This window comes from Cryobacterium sp. TMT4-31 (assembly GCF_004403385.1).
In the GTDB taxonomy this organism is placed as follows: Bacteria; Actinomycetota; Actinomycetes; order Actinomycetales; family Microbacteriaceae; genus Cryobacterium; species Cryobacterium zongtaii.
The window spans coordinates 29,320-49,137 of the sequence record NZ_SOGI01000053.1 but is presented as its reverse complement, the minus strand read 5'-3'; the positions used below and the strand labels follow the sequence as shown (position 1 = coordinate 49,137).

16 protein-coding genes are annotated in these 19,818 nt (G+C 67.8%); 11 read left to right on the top strand and 5 right to left on the bottom strand.

What is annotated here, in order from left to right; genetic code table 11:
- Positions 1-3: 3 nt before the first annotated feature.
- Both E3T19_RS12130 and E3T19_RS12125 read right to left on the bottom strand, forming a co-directional pair.
- Positions 4-984 carry a branched-chain amino acid ABC transporter permease gene (locus tag E3T19_RS12130; RefSeq protein WP_088458110.1) on the bottom strand — a complete coding sequence of 327 codons (981 nt, stop codon included), beginning with the start codon at positions 982-984 and terminating at the stop codon, positions 4-6.
- 12 nt (positions 985-996) lie between these two features.
- Entirely contained in the window at positions 997-2,262 is a 1,266-nt protein-coding gene (locus E3T19_RS12125; RefSeq protein WP_088457134.1) for a branched-chain amino acid ABC transporter permease, read from the bottom strand.
- A gap of 277 nt (positions 2,263-2,539) precedes the next feature.
- Between E3T19_RS12125 and guaB the strand changes: the two genes are divergently transcribed.
- The 3 genes from guaB to E3T19_RS12110 all read left to right on the top strand — a co-directional run bounded on the left by guaB (position 2,540) and on the right by E3T19_RS12110 (position 7,051).
- Positions 2,540-4,042 carry an IMP dehydrogenase gene (gene guaB / locus E3T19_RS12120; protein WP_134408922.1) on the top strand — a complete coding sequence of 501 codons (1,503 nt, stop codon included), beginning with the start codon at positions 2,540-2,542 and terminating at the stop codon, positions 4,040-4,042.
- Between the two features lie 125 nt (positions 4,043-4,167).
- Positions 4,168-5,277 carry a GuaB3 family IMP dehydrogenase-related protein gene (locus tag E3T19_RS12115; RefSeq protein WP_088457132.1) on the top strand — a complete coding sequence of 370 codons (1,110 nt, stop codon included), beginning with the start codon at positions 4,168-4,170 and terminating at the stop codon, positions 5,275-5,277.
- Positions 5,278-5,326: 49 nt separating this feature from the next.
- Positions 5,327-7,051: a glycerol-3-phosphate dehydrogenase/oxidase gene (locus tag E3T19_RS12110; protein WP_088457131.1), complete on the top strand. Its 1,725-nt coding sequence runs from the start codon at positions 5,327-5,329 to the stop codon at positions 7,049-7,051.
- A gap of 111 nt (positions 7,052-7,162) precedes the next feature.
- Here the strand turns inward: E3T19_RS12110 and E3T19_RS12105 are convergent, their stop codons facing one another.
- Complete coding sequence (locus tag E3T19_RS12105; RefSeq protein ID WP_134408921.1) at positions 7,163-8,137, bottom strand: hypothetical protein; 975 nt, start codon at positions 8,135-8,137, stop codon at positions 7,163-7,165.
- A 315-nt stretch (positions 8,138-8,452) separates the two neighbouring features.
- On the opposite strand from E3T19_RS12105, the gene E3T19_RS12100 reads away from it, so the two are divergent.
- The 5 genes from E3T19_RS12100 to guaA are packed head-to-tail and all read left to right on the top strand — an operon-like array spanning position 8,453 to position 13,310.
- Entirely contained in the window at positions 8,453-8,980 is a 528-nt protein-coding gene (locus tag E3T19_RS12100; protein ID WP_088457129.1) for a cation:proton antiporter regulatory subunit, read from the top strand.
- A 3-nt stretch (positions 8,981-8,983) separates the two neighbouring features.
- Positions 8,984-10,342 carry a cation:proton antiporter gene (locus tag E3T19_RS12095; RefSeq protein WP_088457128.1) on the top strand — a complete coding sequence of 453 codons (1,359 nt, stop codon included), beginning with the start codon at positions 8,984-8,986 and terminating at the stop codon, positions 10,340-10,342.
- A 5-nt stretch (positions 10,343-10,347) separates the two neighbouring features.
- Complete coding sequence (locus tag E3T19_RS12090) at positions 10,348-11,187, top strand: SURF1 family cytochrome oxidase biogenesis protein (protein WP_166788866.1); 840 nt, start codon at positions 10,348-10,350, stop codon at positions 11,185-11,187.
- A 9-nt stretch (positions 11,188-11,196) separates the two neighbouring features.
- The gene (locus E3T19_RS12085) at positions 11,197-11,634 is read left to right on the top strand and encodes a DUF3817 domain-containing protein (protein ID WP_134408919.1); all 438 of its coding nucleotides are present in this window, start codon (positions 11,197-11,199) and stop codon (positions 11,632-11,634) included.
- A complete protein-coding gene (guaA, locus tag E3T19_RS12080) occupies positions 11,631-13,310 on the top strand; it encodes a glutamine-hydrolyzing GMP synthase (RefSeq protein WP_255578532.1) in 1,680 nt (559 codons plus the stop codon). The genes E3T19_RS12085 and guaA overlap by 4 nt, the downstream gene beginning before the upstream one ends.
- Before the next feature lie 232 nt (positions 13,311-13,542).
- Here the strand turns inward: guaA and E3T19_RS12075 are convergent, their stop codons facing one another.
- Together E3T19_RS12075 and E3T19_RS12070 are read right to left on the bottom strand one after the other, a co-directional pair.
- Entirely contained in the window at positions 13,543-14,361 is an 819-nt protein-coding gene (locus tag E3T19_RS12075; protein WP_103478919.1) for a Bax inhibitor-1/YccA family protein, read from the bottom strand.
- Positions 14,362-14,463: 102 nt separating this feature from the next.
- Entirely contained in the window at positions 14,464-14,994 is a 531-nt protein-coding gene (locus tag E3T19_RS12070) for a hypothetical protein (RefSeq protein WP_134408918.1), read from the bottom strand.
- A 38-nt stretch (positions 14,995-15,032) separates the two neighbouring features.
- Between E3T19_RS12070 and E3T19_RS12065 the strand changes: the two genes are divergently transcribed.
- Genes E3T19_RS12065 through E3T19_RS12055 form a run of 3 tightly spaced genes read left to right on the top strand, consistent with a single transcriptional unit; the run spans position 15,033 to position 19,680 of the window.
- A complete protein-coding gene (locus E3T19_RS12065; protein ID WP_134408917.1) occupies positions 15,033-16,070 on the top strand; it encodes a glycerophosphodiester phosphodiesterase family protein in 1,038 nt (345 codons plus the stop codon).
- Between the two features lie 53 nt (positions 16,071-16,123).
- A complete protein-coding gene (locus E3T19_RS12060; RefSeq protein ID WP_088457122.1) occupies positions 16,124-18,589 on the top strand; it encodes an ATP-dependent helicase in 2,466 nt (821 codons plus the stop codon).
- The gene (locus E3T19_RS12055) at positions 18,586-19,680 is read left to right on the top strand and encodes an FUSC family protein (RefSeq protein WP_241980200.1); all 1,095 of its coding nucleotides are present in this window, start codon (positions 18,586-18,588) and stop codon (positions 19,678-19,680) included. Before E3T19_RS12060 ends, E3T19_RS12055 begins: the two co-directional genes overlap by 4 nt.
- Positions 19,681-19,818 lie beyond the last annotated feature (138 nt).

The following is a 19,818-nucleotide window of genomic DNA, read 5'->3' as shown; positions in this document are numbered from 1 at the left end:
CTGTTACTTGACAAAAGCCAGCTCCTTCTTGTTTCCGAAGATGCCCTGGGGTCTGTAGATCACAATGAGCATGATCGCGACGCCCACCAGGATGAAACGCAGCTGTCCGGCCTGGATGCTCGTCAGGAACGGGATCCAGCCGGCCTCCACGGCCCGGGCGATGAACCCGGAGAAGAACGACAGCAGCACCCAGAAGACCATCGAGCCGATGACCGGACCGAGGATGGTCGCCGCTCCACCGAGCAGCAGGATGGCGTAGACGAAGAACGTCAGCGAGGTCTGGTAGTTCGACGGCACCACGGCACGCGGCAGCACGAAGATCATGCCGGCGATGGTGCCGAAGACGCCACCGAGGATCAGCGACTGCATCTTGTAGAAGTACACGTTCTTGCCCAGGGCGCGAACGGCGTCTTCGTCCTCGCGGATGCCCTTGATCACGCGGCCCCACGGGCTGCGCATGATCTGCCAGGTGAACAGGCAGGCGAGGATCACGATGGTCCAGGCCACGATGCGCAGCCACCAGTCGTAGGCGTTGTACTCGAACGGACCGAACCCGTAGGTGCCGTCGGGGATCGGGTTGAGGGCAGCGAATCCGCCCTTGTACCCGCTGAGCCCGTTGGCCGAACCGGTGATCGGTTCGAAGGTATTGGTCGTGAACAGTAGGCGCACGATCTCCGCGGCCGCGATGGTGACGATGGCCAGGTAGTCCGCCCGCAACCGCAGGGTCGGGATACCCAGAACCAACGCGAAGATCACGGATGCGCCGATCCCGACGAGCACCGCCGCCCAGACCGGGAAGCCGAAGCTCAGGGTCGAGATGGCGTACCCATAGGCGCCGAGGGCCATGAAGCCGGCCTGGCCGAAGTTGAGCAGGCCGGTGTAGCCGAAGTGAATTGCCAGTCCCAACGCCGCGAGGGCGTAGGCGGCGGTGGTCGGGCTGATCAGCTCGACGGCCGCGTTGCTAAAGATTGCTCCCCAGTCGATCATCGTCAGCCCCTAGCCAATTCTCTCTTTGCGACCCAAGATGCCTTGCGGCCGAAGCAGCAGCACCAGGATCAAAACGACAAGTGCACCGACGTATTTCAGGTCGGACGGAATCCACAGCGTCGACAGCTCGACGAACAGGCCCACGATGATCGATCCCACGAGGGCGCCGAACGCCGTGCCGAGACCGCCGAGGGTGGTGGCAGCGAAAACCAGCAGAAGGATCTGGAAGCCCATGTCCCAACTGACCCCCGGCCGGAAGTAGGCCCAGAGCACCCCGGAGAGGCCGGCGAGCGACCCGCCGACGATCCAGACGATGCGGATGACACCATCCACGTCGATGCCGCTGGCGGAGGCGAGGCTGGGGTTGTCGGAAACGGCCCTGGTGGCCTTGCCGATCCGGGTGCGCAGCAGGAAGTAGGAGACCGCGAGAAGCACGACGATGCTGATACCCATGCTGGCGAGGTCGATCGGCGACAGCGAGATCGGGCCGAACTTGAGGTCGGTCATGCCAGAGCCGGGCAGCTGGCTGGTGCCGCCGCCGTAGAACAGCTGGAAGGTGTACCGCAGCGCCAGCGAGAGGCCGATGCTGACGATCATCAGCGGGATCAACCCGACGCCCTTCTTCCGCAGGGGTTTCCAGATGGTGGCGTCGAGCCCGAAGCCCAACAGCCCGCTGAGGGCGATCGCCAACAGGATCGCCAGCCAGATCGGCAGCCCGAGCGTCGTGCTGAGGGTGAGGGTGGCCAACGCACCGAAGGTGATCATCTCCGCGTGCGCGAAGTTGCTCAGGCCCGTGGTGCCGAAGATCAGCGACATGCCAATCGCGGCCAAGGCCAGCAGCAGGCCGAAGTTCAGGCCGTTGACGAAGCGGTTCACGAACTGGTCGAAGAAGCTGACCGTCGTGCGTTCGCCCTCGCCGAGGAAGAAGTTCACCGACTTCACCTGGGTGAGGCCGAACTCGGCTTCGATCTCGGCACCGCCCTTGGCGACGACCACACCTTTAGGGAGAGTGTCCTCGTCGAGGGTGACCGTGTAGGTCTCCTTCTCCGGAACGCCGATGCGCCACTTGCCCTCGGCATCCGTGACGACCTCGGCCTCGTAGCCGGAGCCTTCAACGGAGATGAGCACGTCTTCGATGGGTTCGCCACCGAATTGCACATTTCCCGAGAGCACATATTCGTACTGGTCAGTGTTGATCTCGTCGGCATGAGCCGCGCTCGCCGCGAACGTTGAAAACGTCAGGGCGGTCAGGAGTAGGCCGAAAAGCAGCACCATCATCCTGGGCGTGAATCTGCGGACAGCGTGTGTATTGCTCACTGCACCTCCATGGCGGCACCGTCGGTGCGTATTCGAACTGGCACGGACTTGCCTGCCAGCGACCTTGCTGACAGTACGTGCCGATTATGTCGCATATGTTTCGTACGCCGAATTCAGGGCAATCGATTTTGGATCGCGGAATGCGCCAAGCGCATCGTCGCTTAACATTGAGTACCGGTTGCATCCCAGGGATTTCCGGACTTTTTTCCATATCCGCGAATGCAAAAGGGGTTTCATGGATCAGCCAGATCCGTTCGGTTTCACCGGACTCACCTACGACGACGTCCTTCTCCTGCCGGGTCACACCGACGTCATTCCGAGCGAGGCCGAGACAAAGTCCCGGCTAACCCGCAGAATCAGCGTCGCGACGCCGCTGTTGTCCAGCGCGATGGACACCGTCACCGAGACCCGCATGGCCATCGCCATGGCTCGTGAAGGCGGCCTGGGCATCTTGCACCGCAACCTGTCGATCGCCGACCAGGCCGAGCAGGTGGACCTGGTCAAGCGCAGCGAATCCGGCATGATTACCAATCCGGTAACGACTTCGCCCGACGCCACCGTGGCCGAGGTGGATGCCCTCTGCGGGCAGTTCCGCATCAGCGGCCTGCCGGTCGTCGACAACGACGGTGTGCTCGTGGGGATCATCACCAACCGCGACATGCGCTTCGTCTCCGCCGTGGCCAAGCACACCACCCGGGTGCGCGAGGTCATGACCACGTCGCCGCTGATCACCGGCAAGGTGGGCATGGCCCCCATGGACGCCGTGGCCATCTTCGCCACCCACAAGATCGAGAAGCTGCCGCTCGTCGACGACGCCGGCCGGTTGACCGGCCTGATCACCGTCAAGGACTTCGACAAGAGCGAGGAATACCCCAACGCCACCAAGGACGACGCCGGGCGCCTGCGCGTCGGCGCGGCCATCGGCTTCTTCGGTGACGCCTGGCGCCGGGCATCCGCCCTGCTCGAGGCGGGCGTTGACGTTCTCGTGGTCGACACCGCCAACGGCGACAGCGCCGGCGTGCTCGAGATCATCCGCAAGCTGAAGTCCGACTCGGCCTTCTCCGACGTCGACGTCATCGGCGGCAACGTCGCCACCCGCTCCGGCGCGCAGGCGCTCATCGACGCGGGCGCGGATGCCATCAAGGTGGGCGTGGGCCCCGGCTCGATCTGCACCACCCGCATCGTCGCCGGCGTGGGCGTGCCGCAGATCACCGCGGTCTACCAGGCTTCCCTGGCCGCACGGGAGACCGGCGTGCCGGTCATCGCCGACGGCGGACTGCAGTACTCCGGTGACATCGCCAAGGCGCTCGTCGCCGGCGCCGACACCGTGATGCTCGGCTCCCTGCTGGCCGGCTGCGACGAAAGCCCCGGCGAGCTCGTCTTCGTCAACGGCAAGCAGTTCAAGACCTACCGCGGCATGGGATCGCTGGGCGCGCTGCAGACCCGGGGCAACAAGACCTCCTACTCGAAGGACCGTTACTTCCAGTCGGATGTGCCCAGCGACGACAAGCTCATCCCCGAGGGCATCGAGGGCCAGGTGCCCTACCGTGGCCCGGTGTCGAACGTGGCGTACCAGCTCATCGGCGGGCTGCGCCAGTCGATGTTCTACGTGGGCGCGCGCACCATCGACGAGCTCAAGCAGAAGGGCAAGTTCGTGCGCATCACCGCCGCGGGCCTGAAGGAGAGCCACCCGCACGACGTGCAGATCGTGGTCGAGGCGCCCAACTACCGCCGCTAACTTCCCGCAACTGTTGCCCTAACGGACATGTGCGCCCGGTACGCCGGGCGCACATGTCCGTTTTGGCAACAGAAGGGTCGGGGGCGGGGCTGAGTGCGGGCTGCGACTAAACTGAGCGGGTGAGTATGGAAATCGAAATCGGCCGGTCCAAGCGCGCACGCCGCGTATACGCCTTCGACGACATCGCGGTGGTGCCCAGTCGGCGCACCCGTGACCCCGAGGATGTGTCGGTCGGCTGGTCCATCGACGCCTACCAGTTCGACATCCCGTTCCTTGCCGCCCCGATGGACTCCGTCGTCTCCCCGACGACGGCGATCATGATGGGCCAGCTGGGCGGCCTCGGTGTCCTGGACCTCGAGGGCCTCTGGACCCGGTACGAGAACCCGGAGCCGCTGCTGGCCGAGATCCGTGAGCTGCCCGCCGACAAGACCACGGCGCGCATGCAGGAAATCTACGCCGAGCCGATCAAGCCGGCCCTGGTCACCGAGCGTCTCGCTGAGATCCGCGCCGCCGGCGTCACCGTCGCGGCCGCCCTGTCGCCGCAGCGCACCCAGGAGCTCTACGAGACCGTCGTCGCCGCCGGCGTCGACCTCTTCGTCATCCGCGGCACCACGGTCAGTGCCGAGCACGTCTCGCGCAACCAGGAGCCGCTGAACCTCAAGAAGTTCATCTACGACCTCGACGTTCCCGTCATCGTCGGCGGCGCCGCCACCTACACCGCGGCGCTGCACCTGATGCGCACCGGCGCGGCCGGCGTGCTCGTCGGCTTCGGCGGCGGCGCGGCGTCCACCACCCGCACCAGCCTCGGTATCCACGCCCCCATGGCCACCGCCGTGGCCGACGTCGCCGGCGCTCGCCGCGACTACATGGACGAATCCGGCGGCCGCTACGTGCACGTGATCGCCGACGGCGGGCTGAGCACCTCCGGCGACATCGTCAAGGCCATAGCCTGCGGTGCGGATGCCGTGATGCTCGGTACCGCCCTGGCCCGCGCCACCGACGCCCCCGGCGGCGGTTTCCACTGGGGTGCCGAAGCCCACCACTCGCAGCTGCCCCGAGGCAAGCGCGTGGAGGTCGGCACCGTCGCCCCGCTCGAGGCGATCCTCTACGGACCGGCACCGGTCGCCGACGGCACCGCTAACCTGGTCGGCGCCCTGCGCCGCTCGATGGCGACCACCGGCTACAGCGGAATCAAGGAATTTCAACGGGTTGAGGTAGTTGTCGCGCCGTACTGAGTGAACTAGCGTCGAAGCAAGCACCACCGATGGCGATGGGAGTTTGCAGATGACGCACGATAACTCGGTTACCAGGTCCACGAAGCTCGGACCTGAGGAACGCGCGGCGGCGATCGAACGCCTCAAATCCAAGGAACTCGACATTCTCGTGGTCGGCGGCGGCATCGTCGGCACCGGCAGCGCGCTGGATGCCGTCACCCGCGGGCTGAGCGTGGGCATGCTCGAGGCCAGAGACTGGGCGTCGGGTACCTCCAGCCGCTCGTCGAAGCTCGTGCACGGCGGCATCCGCTACCTGGAACAGCTCGACTTTCGGCTGGTGCGGGAGGCCCTCACCGAACGCGGTCTGCTGCTCAAGCGCATCGCCCCGCACCTGGTCAAGCCGGTGCGCTTTCTCTACCCGCTGCAGAAGCGGGTCGTCGAACGCGGCTATGTGGGCGCCGGGATGCTGCTCTACGACGTGCTCTCCTATATCGGCGGTCGGCCCGGCGTGCCGCACCACCGGCACCTCAGCCGCAGCCAGGTGGCGAAGCTGGTGCCCAGCCTCAGCCACGACGCCCTCGTCGGCGGCATCACCTACTACGACGCTCAGGTCGACGACGCACTCTACGTGGCGTCGCTGGCGCGCACGGCATCGGCCTACGGCGCCCACGTGGCCAGCCGGGTGCGGGTGGAGGGTTTCCTCAAGGTGGGCGAACGGGTCGTCGGCGTGCAGGCGCACGACCTGCAGACAGGGGAGCGCTTCGAGGTGCGGGCCAAGCAGGTCGTCAACGCCACCGGCGTCTGGACTGACGACACCCAGCGGATGGTCGGCGAACGCGGCACCTTCAAGGTGCGCGCGTCCAAGGGCATCCACCTCGTCGTGCCGCGGGACAGGTTCCAGTCGTCGATGGGCCTGCTGCTGCGCACCGAGAAGAGCGTGCTCTTCGTGATCCCGTGGGGCCGGCACTGGCTGATCGGCACCACCGACACCGACTGGCACCTGGACAAGGCGCATCCGGCCGCCACGGCCGCGGACATCGACTACCTGCTCGAACACGTCAACGCCGTGCTGCAGGTGCCGCTGACCCGGGAAGACGTGGAGGGTGTCTACGCCGGCCTCCGCCCGCTGCTGGCGGGGGAGTCCGAGCAGACCTCCAAGCTCTCCCGCGAGCACCTCGTCGGGCACTCGGTGCCCGGCCTGGTAGTGATCGCCGGCGGCAAGTGGACCACCTACAGGGTGATGGCCAAGGACGCGATCGACGCCGCGGTGGATGCCCTCGACGGGCTGGTTCCGCCGTCCACGACCAAGGAGATCCCGTTGCTCGGCGCCGAGGGCTACCGGGCGGCGTGGAACAAGCGCGGCAAGATCGCCCATGCGTTCAACCTGCACACCGTGCGCATCGAGCACCTGCTCAACCGCTACGGCACCCTCACCGACGAGTTGCTCGACCTGATCAAGGAGAAGCCGGAGCTGGCCGACCCGTTGCCCGGCGCCGACGACTACATCCAGGCCGAGGTTGTGTACGCCGCGACCCACATGGGCGCGCTGCACCTCGAGGACGTGCTCGCCCGACGCACCCGCATCTCCATCGAGGCCTGGGACCGCGGGGTGTCCGCGGCACCCGTCGCGGCCCGGCTGTTGGCCGAGGTGCTCGGCTGGGACACCGAGCGTGAGGAGCGGGAGGTGTCGATCTACCTCAAGCGGGTCGCCGCCGAACGGGCCTCGCAGACCCAGCCCGACGACGAATCCGCCGACCGGGTGCGGTTGGAGGCGCCGGACATCGTGACGAGCTGAGCCCGCGGGGTCACTGCGCCTTCTGTCGGCGACCGCGCCCGCTATAGCGGGCGCGGTCGCCCGTACGAGGTGCAGTGAGCGGCGCGGGTCGCAGCGGGTGAGGTCGCGCTCTCAGCGAGCCCGGGGGATGCCGTTGCGGGTGAGGAGATCTCCCAGAGCAGGGAGGGATGTGGCAACCGACCAGTCCCACCGGAACACGCCCAACCCCAGTGCGCGCAGTCGGTCTTCCCGTATCTTTTCGGCCATGACGATATCGGCAGTGGAGCGTCCGCCGGTGAACTCGTCGCGCAGGTACTTACCGTGCCCATCGAATTCGCCGACCCTGCCGACGGAGCGCCAGAAGAAGTCGGTGAACCCGATCAGGCCCGCGTGATCCCAGTGTGGCACCTGTAACTCGGGCAGGAGAAAACCCAGCAAGAAGATTCCGGCCCGGCTGATCGATTCTCCGGCCGACCCGGAGAGCGGTGAAGCGAACTCCAGGACCCGCCCAGCGGCCGCGCGACCGGTAACCCGCCCGAGCTGGTCGAACGCGCGGTCGAGGTCTGCTCGGGTCGCCAGGGCGTGACCGTCGCGTGATTGGTAGATGGCTTTGTCCACGACCGCCACCGCCTGGCCGAACCTGAGCACCCTGGCGAGTGCCACCGCGGTCGCCGCGACCGAGGTCACCCGAAGCCCCTCGTGCTCCACGACGTCGAGGCTGTGCTCCTGCGGATGACGGATCACGCCGCGCCGGGACCGTCCGCCCGCCGCCGTCGTGGTGGCAAGGTGAATATCCGCCGGCCAGGCACCAACAATCGGCAATCCCCATAGCGCCGCCGCCGAGACGTGCGAGTACACAGCCGGTGCCTCCGCCGTGGCGGCATGTGCGTGGATCCGACGGAGGTAACGCGCATCCGCGCCCAGGGCATCCCACTCGGCAGCGCGTGTGTAAACCCCGCGGCGGAGGCGGATGACGGTGTGACGTTCGTATTCTCGGCGGAGCTCGTGGTGGAGGCCGACTCGCGCCGCGTCGCTCGCCAGGATGAGCCCGCTGTGGCCGGACAACGCGGCGAGGACGTCCAGGCTGCCTGATGATGTGGTGGTCATGCCCCGAGGCTGGCGCATCGTCGGGCCCGGCGGCGGCGGGACGTATCTGTGCACTTCCTCGGCCCGTCCCCAGGCTGTGGATCGCAGACCGCCCGCCCAACCCGCCCGCCCGACCCGCCCGTCACTGCACCTCGTGTGGCCGATCGCGCCCGCTATAGCGGGCGCCGTCACCCGTAGGAGGCGCACCGAACCCGTCCCGGGGCAATCACGGGGCGGGGCGAGCCGAGCGGATGCGCCGGTGCCGCGGCCCGCCCGACCGGCGAACACGCTCCGGTAGAATGACTAGACCGCCCTCAAGCCTTCAGGAGTCGCACCATGGTTGACGTTCGACGGGTCAAGCTCCCCGGTGTGGGTGTACTGCACACCTTCATCACCGACGACGGCGGCAAGGTCGGTGTCATCGCGCACCGCTCCGGTCACAGCGATCTGATCACCTTCGCCGACGACGAGGGTGGCCCCGACGCCAGCAAGGTGTCGCTGCGCCTGAGCGAGGACGAGGCGCACACCCTCGCCGAACTGCTCGGCGGCACCCAGATCACCGAGTCGCTCACCGCGCTCGACCAGATCCCCGGGCTCAGCATCGACTGGTTCACCGTGGACTACGAAGACCACATCGCCGGCCAGCCGCTGGGCAACCCCGCCGAGCGCGGCATCGCCGGGCTCACGGTGGTGGCCGTGGTGCGCGGCGAATCCGCCAACCCCGCGCCCGCGCCCGACTTCAAGGTCTTCCCCGGCGACACCCTCGTCGTGGCCGGCTCTCCCGAGAAGGTGGCGAAGGCCTTCGCCTTCTTCCGCACCGGTGCGATCACGTCCAAGCCCGTCGACGCGCCGCCAGGAGGGTAGCCGATGCACCTCGGTGAAGATCTCCTCACCCTGGGCATCCTGCTCGTGGTGGCCTACGTGCTCGGCCGGTTGGGCAAACTGATCGGCCTGCCGTCGATCCCGATCTACATGATCGTGGGCCTGCTGGCCAGCCCGTACACCGGATGGTTCCCGCTGGACTTCAATTCGGCCGACATCGAACTGATCGCGGTCTTCGGGCTCATCCTGCTCCTGTTCAGCCTGGGGCTCGAGTTCGACCAGGAGGCCTTCTTCGGCGACGCCGGAAAACTGCTGATCTCCGGCGGCTCCTGGATCCTGATCAACATGGGCGCCGGGTTCGCGTTCGGCCTGATGACAGGCTGGGGCGCCAGGGAAGCCCTGGTCATCGCGGGCATGACCGGCACCTCGTCCAGTGCGATCATCACCAAACTGCTCATCGAACTGCGCCGGCTGGCCAACAAGGAAACCCCGATGATCCTCGGGGTGACCGTCGTCGGTGACATCTTCATCGCCGTGTACCTGGCCATCGTGTCCGTGGTGCTCAGCGGCAAGACCGAGATCTGGCCGATCGTGCTGCAACTGGGCATCGCGTTCCTGTTCCTCGTGGTGATGTTCTCCGTCGCCCGGTGGGGCGGCCGGGTCGTGTCCAGACTGATGCGCACCAAGGACGACGAACTCTTCACCATCCTGTTCTTCGGCCTGGCCGTGCTCTTCGCCGGCATCGGCGAGATCATCGGCGTCACCGACGCCATCGGCGCATTCCTTATTGGCGTGGTCCTGGGCGCGAGCACCTACCGGGGCCGCATCGAACGGGTGGCGGTGCCGCTGCGCGACGTCTTCGGGGCGTTCTTCTTCCTCAACTTCGGCCTGGCGCTGAACGTGGCCGAATTCGGCTCGGTCATCGTCCTGGTGGGAATCGCCATCGTGATGACCTTCGCGCTCAGCCTGGCCTCGGGCGCGCTGTTGGCCCGGATGCACCAGATGGGGCTGCGCGAAGGACTGAACACCGCCGCGATCTTCGTCAACCGCGGCGAGTTCACCCTGATCCTGGCAACCCTGTCGGTCAGCGCCGGCCTTGACCCGCGGCTGCAGCCCTTCGCGGGCCTCTACGTGCTGACCATGGCGATCCTCGGCCCCCTGTTCACCGCCAACTCGGAGAAGATCGGCGCTGCCCTCAGCCGGCGCTCCCGAGCGGCGCATCCGCCCACCCGCACCCCGGAGCGAGACGCCATGCGCGCCGAAGAGATCGCTCTGGTTGAGGCGGTCACCCATGACCAGAAATCCGGCGACCCGATGGTGGACTTCATCTCCGACACGTACCCGACCCCGAAGAAAAAAACCGACCAGGCCGGCCAGGACGACCAGACGGGTGATTACTCATGATGCGCATGATGGTGCGTCCCCGGTGGATCGCCGCGCTGCTGCTGGCGTTGGCCATCGCCGGCGCCTTCGCTGCCCTCGGCCAGTGGCAGCTGGCCCGCGCCATCTCGTCCGGCGAGGTCATCGAGCGCACCACCGAGACCGTGCAACCACTCAAAGACACGGTGTCACCGGATGGGCCGCCCGCGAAGGTCGCTGAGGGCCAGATGATCGAGACGATCGGCTCGTTCGTGGCCGGTGACGAGCAGATCATCAGCGGCCGACACAACGGCGGCGAATCCGGTTTCTGGGTAGTCAGCCACTTCGTCACCGATGAGGGTGCCAGCATCGCGGTGGCCCGCGGCTGGACCGCAGACGCCGACCAGGCGGCCGCGGTCCGCGAACGGCTCGCCACACAGATGTCGATCCTGTCCCTCCAGCCGCTCACCGGCCGGTTCCTCTCGTCTGAGGCGCCCGCGCTGCCCGACGAAGACGCCGACCCGCACACGATGACCACGGTGTCCACCGCGGCGCTGATCAACCTCTGGGCCAACTGGTCCGACCAGTCCGTCTACCAGGGCTACATCGTCGACACCGTCGCCCCCGACGGTCTGACGGTCATCGACTCCCCGGAGCCCGAAGTCGAGGTTCCGTTGAACTGGCTGAACATCTTCTACGCCCTCGAGTGGGTCGTCTTCGCCGGCTTCGCCGTGTTCCTCTGGTACCGCCTGGTGCGGGATGCCTGGGAGCGCGAAACCGAGGAGGCCGAGGTCGCCGCTGCCGCTGCGGCCGAGGACGCCGCCGGTACGCCGGACGAGGCAGCCGGCCCGGCCGCTGGCACCGACCGGTCGCACGCCAACGCCCCGTAGAATTAGCCCATGCCACTTGAACCCAAGCCCGCCGACCTGCCCAGAATCCCCGGTGCGCTTCGGCTGTACCAGGTCTCGTCGATCATCACCGGTGTTCTGCTGCTACTGCTCTGCGCCGAGGTGATCGCCAAGTACCTCTTCGGCACCGAGCTTGAAGCCGGCGGCCCGAACGGTTTCCTGGCCCTGGTGCCGGATGGCACCGTGACGGCCGTCAATCTGAGCACCGGACTGCTGATGGTGCACGGCTGGTTCTACGTTCTGTATCTGTTCGCCGATTTCCGCATCTGGAGCATCATGCGCTGGCCTTTCCCCACCTTCCTACTCATCGCACTCGGAGGCATCATCCCATTCCTGTCCTTCTTCCTCGAGGCTAAGGTCGGCCAGCGGGTCAAGGCATATCTCGCCGCGAACCCCGTCGCCGCCGTCGAAAGCGGGGTCCGCGCATGAGCGCCGTGAACCCGATGGACGTCGTGGGCGCCGACGGCGCCGAGGGCGCTGAGGGCCTGGAGAACCTGATCGGAGCCGAGGAAGGCGCCGCTTCAGTTGCCACCTCCGGCATCAGCCGCCCGGTGCTCGTGGTGGACTTCGGCGCGCAGTACGCGCAGTTGATCGCCCGGCGCGTGCGCGAGGCATCCGTGTACTCGGAGATCGTGGCGCACTCGATCACCGCCGCGGAGGTCGCCGAGAAGAACCCGATCGGCATCGTGCTCTCCGGCGGACCGTCCAGCGTCTACGCCGAGGGTGCCCCCACCTTCGACCCGGCGATCTTCGACCTCGGCATCCCGGTGCTGGGCATCTGCTACGGCTTCCAGGTGATGGCCACCGCCCTCGGCGGCGAGGTCTCGCACACCGGCCAGCGCGAATATGGTTCCACCCCGGTGGTCGTCTCCGACAGCACCAACGCGCTGCTCGCCGACCAGCCCGCCGAGCAGACCGTGTGGATGAGCCACGGCGACTCGGTGTCCAAGGCCCCCGACGGCTTCACGGTACTCGCCTCCACGGTGTCGACCCCTGTGGCCGCGTTCGCCAATGACGAACGCCAGCTCTACGGCGTGCAGTGGCACCCCGAGGTCAAGCACTCCGCGCACGGCCAGCACGTGCTGGAGAACTTCCTGCACCGCGCCGCCGGCATCCCCGCCGACTGGAACAGCGGCAACGTCATCGCGGAGCAGGTCGCGCTGATTCAGGCCCAGGTGGGCACGGGCAAGGTCATCTGCGGTCTCTCCGGCGGGGTCGATTCCGCCGTCGCCGCCGCCCTGGTGCACAAGGCCATCGGCGACCAGCTGGTTTGTGTGTTCGTGGACCACGGCCTGCTGCGCGAGGATGAGCGCCGCCAGGTCGAAGAAGACTACGTCAAGGCCACCGGCATCCGCCTGGTCACGGTGGATGTGCGCGAGCAGTTCGTCAACGCGCTGGCCGGCGTCAGCGACCCGGAGACCAAGCGCAAGATCATCGGCCGCGAGTTCATCCGCACCTTCGAGCAGGCTCAGGCCGAGCTCATCAAGGAGGCCGCGGAGATCGACGGCGACCCGATCCGCTTCCTCGTGCAGGGCACCCTGTACCCCGACGTCGTCGAGTCCGGCGGCGGCAGCGGCACCGCCAACATCAAAAGTCACCACAACGTGGGCGGCCTGCCAGAGGACCTGCAGTTCGAGCTGGTCGAGCCGTTGCGCGCCCTGTTCAAGGACGAGGTGCGGGCCATCGGCGCCGAGCTGGGCCTGCCCGCCGAGATCGTGCAACGCCAGCCGTTCCCCGGACCCGGCCTGGGCATCCGCATCGTCGGCGAGGTAACCCAGGAGCGTCTGGACCTGCTGCGCCAGGCGGATGCGATCGTGCGCGCCGAACTGACCGCCGCGGGCCTTGACCGGGAGATCTGGCAGTGCCCCGTGGTGCTGCTCGCCGACGTGCGCTCGGTGGGCGTGCAGGGCGACGGCCGCACCTACGGCCACCCGATCGTGCTGCGCCCGGTGTCATCCGAGGACGCCATGACGGCCGACTGGACCCGCCTACCGTACGACCTGCTCGCGAAGATCTCCAACCGCATCACCAACGAGGTCGACGGGGTCAACCGCGTGGTTCTCGACGTCACGTCGAAGCCGCCGGGGACCATCGAATGGGAGTAGGCGTTCCGCCGCTCCCGTAGTTGTGCCGGAGGCACCCTCGCCTTGCGCGAGGGTGCTTCCGTCGTTAGGGGGCCACGGGCGCGGTATGCGGGTCAGGCGCCGCTCTGCGGGTGGCGCGCCACCCGCATAACGGCGCCTTGCCCGCTTAGCCCAAACTGGGCGCTGGCGCCTGCGAGACGACGAAAGGGCCGGCCCGAGGTGGGCCGGCCCTTTCGGGGTGTGCGGGGGAGCGCTACTCGCGGGCGATCATGAAGATGCGCAGCAGCTCGATGTAGAGCCAGACGACCGTGACCATGATGCCGAACGCGCCACTCCAGCCGTACTTGCGGGGAGCGCGGTTATTGACGCCCTTCTGGATGAAGTCGAAGTCGAGCACGAGGGAGTACGCCGCCATCAGCACGGCCAGCACCCCGATGAGCAGTCCCAGCTTGATCTCGAAACCGGCGATCGCGATGGTGCCGCTGCGCATGCCGAACGCACCGTCGACGGCGCCGAACATCATCATGCCGAAGTTGACCAGGGAGAAGACCGCGTAGCCGACCATCGCGATGAGGAACACCTTGGTGGCCCGCTTCGAGGCGCGGATCTTGCCGCTGGAGAACAGCGCCAGGGTGACACCGACGACCACGAGGGTGGCGATGACGGCCTGCACGACGACGCCACCACCGGACATCTCCTCGAAGAAGCGGGAGATGCCACCGACGAACAGTCCCTCAAGCGCGGCGTAGGCGAGGATCAGGGGCGGCGACGGCTCCTTCTTGAAGGCGTTGACCAGGCCGAGCACGAGCCCGCCGATTGCACCGACGATGAACAGGAACGGCATCACCGGGGTGAGCACCCACGCTGTCGCCGCGGCGGCCAGCAGGATCGCGAAGGCCAGGACGGTCTTCCCGATGGTGTCCTCGTAGGTCATCCGGTCGGTGTCCTGCGAACCGGCGGAGGGCGAGTTGTAGAGCGCCTGCAGGTCGTTGTCGGAGAGCACCTTGGACGTGGCAACGGCGCCGGGAGCGCCGAACGCGGCGTTTCTAAATGCGGGGTTGGAGGTAGCCATGGTTTCCTGCCTAACAATCAGCTGGTGAGGGGTGCGCGCCGGTGTCCGACGCGCGAGTCTGTGCCACAAATCTACCGGATCAACCCGTAGTTTGCTGAGAGTCTACTCAGCCTTGACCGGGTCGTGAACGGTGGCTGCGGCGGGCCCGGCGGCCATCTCGCGTTGACGCCAGAGCGCCAGCGCCCAGCCCAACCAGGCGCAGGCCACACTGGCCAGAGAACCACTCAGCAGCCCGATCCAGTGCTGGCTGTACTCGTTCAGGGCGCCCTTGAGCACGAAGCTCAGGACGATCACCGGGATCAGGGCCAGATAGCTGCGCCCCGGCCGGTGCCGGGCGAACAGCCATCCGGCCAGCAACACCGCGAATGCTCCCGCGAAATCCGGGCCGGCGATGAGCACGAGCGCGGCCAGCAGGCACGGCAGGATCACGACCAGCCGGCGCCAGAGGGCACCGGGCAGGATCAGCCAGCCGAGCAGCTGCGCGCAGGGCCCGACCACCACGAACCACAGGCTGTAGGTGCTGACCATGTTGGTCAGGGCCGCGCCGAGCAGGATCATCAGGAGGCCCACCGCATACCGCCATCGGGGGTCACCCCAGCGAACGCGGGGTGTCGGGTCGATCCAGGTGGTCACAACACAAGATTCTGGCAGGCCGCGGCTAACCTTGGGACATGCCACCCCTCGTGATCGCTCACCGCGGTGCCAGCGGCTACCGCCCGGAGCACACCGAAGCCGCCTACAGGCTCGCGTTCGCCCTGGGCGCCGACGCCGTCGAGCCCGACATCGTCGCCACCAAGGACGGCGTGCTGGTAGTGCGGCACGAGAACGAGATCTCCGGCACGACGGATGTGGCCTCCCACCCCGAATTCGCCGGCCGCCGCACGGAGAAGGTGATCGACGGTGTCGCCATGACCGGCTGGTTCACCGAGGACTTCACCTGGGCGGAGCTGCGCACCCTGCGCGCCCGCGAGCGGCTGCCCGCCCTGCGCGGCCTGAGCGCCAGCTTCGACGGACTCTTCCCGATCCTGCGGCTGCGCGACGTGTTCCGTCTGGTCGATCGGGTGGAGGCGCCGTTGGATCGGGAGCTCGGCGTTGTCGCCGAGATCAAGCACGCCAGCTACTTCGAGTCCATCGGGCTGCCGCTGGACGAACTGTTCGCCGCCGAGGTCGACGAAGCCGGCTGGAACACCGGGGAGGGCCGGCTCACCATCGAGAGCTTCGAACGCACGGTGCTGGCCCAGGTGCAGGCGCGCGGCGTCTTCGGCCGTCGGGTGTTCCTGCTCGAGGCCAGCGGAGCACCCGCCGATCTCGTTGCCAGGTTCGGCGACCGGGCCACCACCTACGCGGATTACCTCACCGACCTGGCGCTGTACCAGCTCGGCCACCAGCTCGACGGCATCAGCGTGCCCAAATCCCTCATCCTGCACACCGGCGCCGACGGCAACATCGACGGCGCCTCAGACCTGGTGGACGCCGCCCACGCCGCCGGCCTGGCGATCTACACCTGGACGCTGCGACCGGAGAACCGGTTCCTGGCCCCCAGCTTCAGGGTCGGCACCCGCAAGGCGGACTTCGGCAACTGGCAGGCCGAGTTCCGCACCATCATGGACACCGGCATCGACGGGGTCTTCGCCGACCAGCCCGACCTGGCGGTACACGTGCGCGACGGGCTGTCCGCCGGGCTGCCGCATCCGCTCTCACCCGCCTGACCCCTACCCGCCGCGGGGCGGATGTCGGCGGCTGCGCCTAGAATTGGCTGGCCATGACTTTGTCTCCAGACCTGCCCAACGCCCCCGCGACCAGGGCGTCCGCGACCCCGATCATCCTCGACGGACGAGCGGGCCCCGACGCCGGTTCCGAGCAGCAGAGCCCGCTCTTCGACGGCCTCAACCCGCAGCAGCTCGAGGCCGTCAAGTACCGCGGCCCGGCCCTGCTGATCGTCGCCGGCGCCGGCTCGGGCAAGACCAGCGTGCTCACCCGCCGGGTCGCCGGCCTGATCGAGACCCGCGAGGCGTGGCCCAGCCAGATCCTGGCGATCACGTTCACCAACAAGGCCGCCGCCGAGATGCGCGAACGAGTGAAGGCCCTGCTCGGTCAGGCATCCGACGGCATGTGGATCAGCACCTTCCACTCCTCGTGCGTGCGCATCCTGCGCCGCGAGGCCGAGAGCGCGGGACTGTCGGCGAACTTCAGCATCTACGACTCGGCCGACTCCAAGGTCACCATCAAACGCATCATCAAACAGCTCGACGCCGACACCCTCGGCTTCACACCCGGCAACGTGGCGTCCAAGATCTCCAAGCTCAAGAACGAGCTGGCGGATGTCGATTCCTACGCCCGCAACGCGAACATGAGCGACCCGCAGGAGGTCATGTTCGTCGAGATCTTCCGCCAGTACACGCGGCGGCTGCGCGCGGCCAGCGCCCTCGACTTCGACGACCTGATCGGCGAGACCGTGTTCCTGTTCCGGGCCTTCCCCAAGGTCGCGGCACTGTACCGGCGCCGGTTCCGCCACATCCTGGTCGACGAATACCAGGACACCAACCACGCCCAGTACGCGCTGGTGCGTGAGCTCACCCGCCCTGTCGACGCAGAACTGGCCGACGACATGGAGGATGCGGGCCTGCACGTCAAGAACCTGCAGGATGCCTCCGGCCAGATCCCCGGTGCGTCGCTGACCGTCGTCGGCGACTCCGACCAGTCCATCTACGCGTTCCGCGGCGCCTCCAGCCGCAACATCACCGAGTTCGAACGGGACTTCCCCGGCACCAAGGTGATCCTGCTCGAGCAGAACTACCGCTCCACCCAGAACATCCTCTCGGCCGCGAACGCCGTGATCGGCAACAACTTCGACCGCCGCGAGAAGCGGCTCTGGAGCGCCGGCGGCGACGGCGAGAAGATCGTGGGCTACACCGCGTACAACGGGCACGACGAGGCCCAATTCGTGGCCGACGAGATCGAGGTGCTGCACCGCGCTGGTATGGCCTACCGCGACATGGCGGTGTTCTACCGCACCAACGCGCAGACCCGTGCGCTGGAAGAAATCCTGGTACGCGCCGCGGTGCCGTACCGCGTCGTCGGCGGCACCAAGTTCTACGAACGCGCCGAGATCAAGGATGCGCTGGCCTACCTCGTCGCCGTCGCCAACCCGCTGGACGAACTGGCGCTCCGCCGCATCCTGAACACCCCCAAGCGCGGCATCGGCCCGGCCACCGAAACCCAGCTGGCCAGCTTCGCCGAGACCAACGGCATCTCCTTCCGCCAGGCCATGCGCGACTCCGGCGGGCTGGGCCTGGGGCCCAAGGTGACCGGCGCGATTCTGCAGCTGGCAACCCTGCTCGATTCGGCCGCCCTCATGATGGACCCGGAGAACCCGGCCGGAGCCGCCAACGTCAGCGACCTGCTCACCTTCCTGCTCGACGGCAGCGGTCTGCTCGCGGTGCTGCGCGCCAGCCGCGACGCGCAGGACGAGGTGCGGGCGGAGAACATCGAGGAGCTCGTCGCCCAGACCAAGGACTTCAACCGGGAGAACCCCGACGCCGGCCTGGTCGACTTCCTCACCCAGGTGTCCCTCGTCGCGGCCGCCGACGACCTCGACGACGCCTCCGGCACCGTGTCGCTGATGACGCTGCACACCGCCAAGGGCCTCGAATACGAGGCCGTGTTCCTCACCGGCGTCGAGGAGGGGCTGCTGCCGCACCAGATGTCGGCCGGTGAACCCGGCGGGCCCGCCGAGGAACGGCGTCTCTTCTACGTGGGCATCACCCGGGCCCGGCAGCGGCTCTACCTGTCGCTGGCGATGACCCGCGCCCAGTTCGGCGAGGTCAACGTGGCCATGCCCAGCCGCTACCTGCAGGAGATCCCGGCCACGCTGATCGACTGGAAACAGTCGCCCGGCATGGCCAATTCCCGCGGCGGCACCCAGCCCCGGGCGCTCAACGCGCGCCGCGACGGCGGCGGCTTCGGCAGCCGCAGCGGCACCCCGGGCCAGCTGCCGCCGGCACCCAAGCCGAAGACCGAGTGGGCCAACCGGGTCACCGCGCAGGTGCGCGACAACGGTGACCTCAGCCTGAACGCGGGAGACCGCATCCGTCACGTCGACTTCGGTGACGGCAAGGTCAACCAGGTCACCGGCGAAGGCACCAAACGCATCGCGCACGTGCAGTTCGACACCAGCGGGGCGAAGAAGCTCTTGATCAAGATCGCCCCGATCGAGAAGATCGAGTGACGGCGCCACACCACGACGATTCAGCGGATGCCCGCTCCCGGCCCGAGACACTGAGGCAGTGGGCGCGGTCCCTGCGCGCCCTCGACCTGGAGGTCGCCACCCGGGCGACGCTGGCTATGGTGATTCCGCTCATCGTGCTGGTGCTTGCCGGGCGCATCGACTGGGCCGTGTACGCCTCGTTCGGCGGCATGACGGCCCTGTTCGGACGCAGCGAACCGTACCGGCTGCGGGCCAGGTCGGTGAGCGTGGCGGCCGTGGGGATGGTCTGCAGCATCGGTTTCGGGTTGCTGTTGGCGGGGCTCGGGGCGCCGCTCGGCCTGCTGACGCTGGGCCTGATCGTGGTGTTGGTTCTCGGAGTGCTGCTGGTCAACACGATGGGACTGTTCCCCGGCACGCCGCTGTTCTTCGTGTTCGCCTACACGGTGTGCGCCCAGGTGCCCACCGAGCCCGACCAGGTGCTGACCCGGCTGCTCGTGGGCGTGGCCGGTGCCGCCTTCGCTTGGCTGGTGACGATGTCGGGCGCTCTGCTGCGCAGGGCCGCGCCGGAGCGGTCGGCCCCGCTGTTCAAGCAGCTGCCGAGGCAGCCCCGCCTTAACCCGACCGCGTACCGTGACGGCCGGGTCTGGCTGTCGATCGGGCAGATGGTGGTGGGCAGCCTGGTCGCCGGCGGCCTGGCCATTCTCGTGGGCATCGGTCATCCGTACTGGGCGGTGGTGAGCGTGGTGGCAGTCTTGCCGCCGCCCGGCGCCAGGCACTCCACCTCCCGCGCGTTCCACCGTATTTTCGGCACCGCGCTCGGGGTCCTGGTGACGGGGTTGGTGCTGTTGCCGGGCCCGCCCGTCTGGGTGTTGATCCTGGTGATCGCGATCGGCCAGTTCGGCGCCGAGATCCTGGTGGGCAAACACTACGGTGCCGCGCTGCTGTTCATCACACCGCTGGCGCTGACGGTGTCGCACCTGGGCAGCCCGGTGCCGGTGTCGGACCTTCTGGTCGACAGGGTCGTGGAAACGGTTCTGGGCGGCGCCGTCGCCCTGGTGATCGTGGTCGCCACCCGCGCGGGCCTGGCCCGGCGCGCCGGCACCCCACTCTGACCCGTGCCGTGTGGGCCACCGACGCCTTGTCGCCGACCACCGACGACGGTACGGTGTCCTGCACCGGGACCCGCGCACTGCAGCCGTCCCGGTCACCCGATACCCGCACCGTTCAGCGTCGGCTCGCGTCCGAAGGAG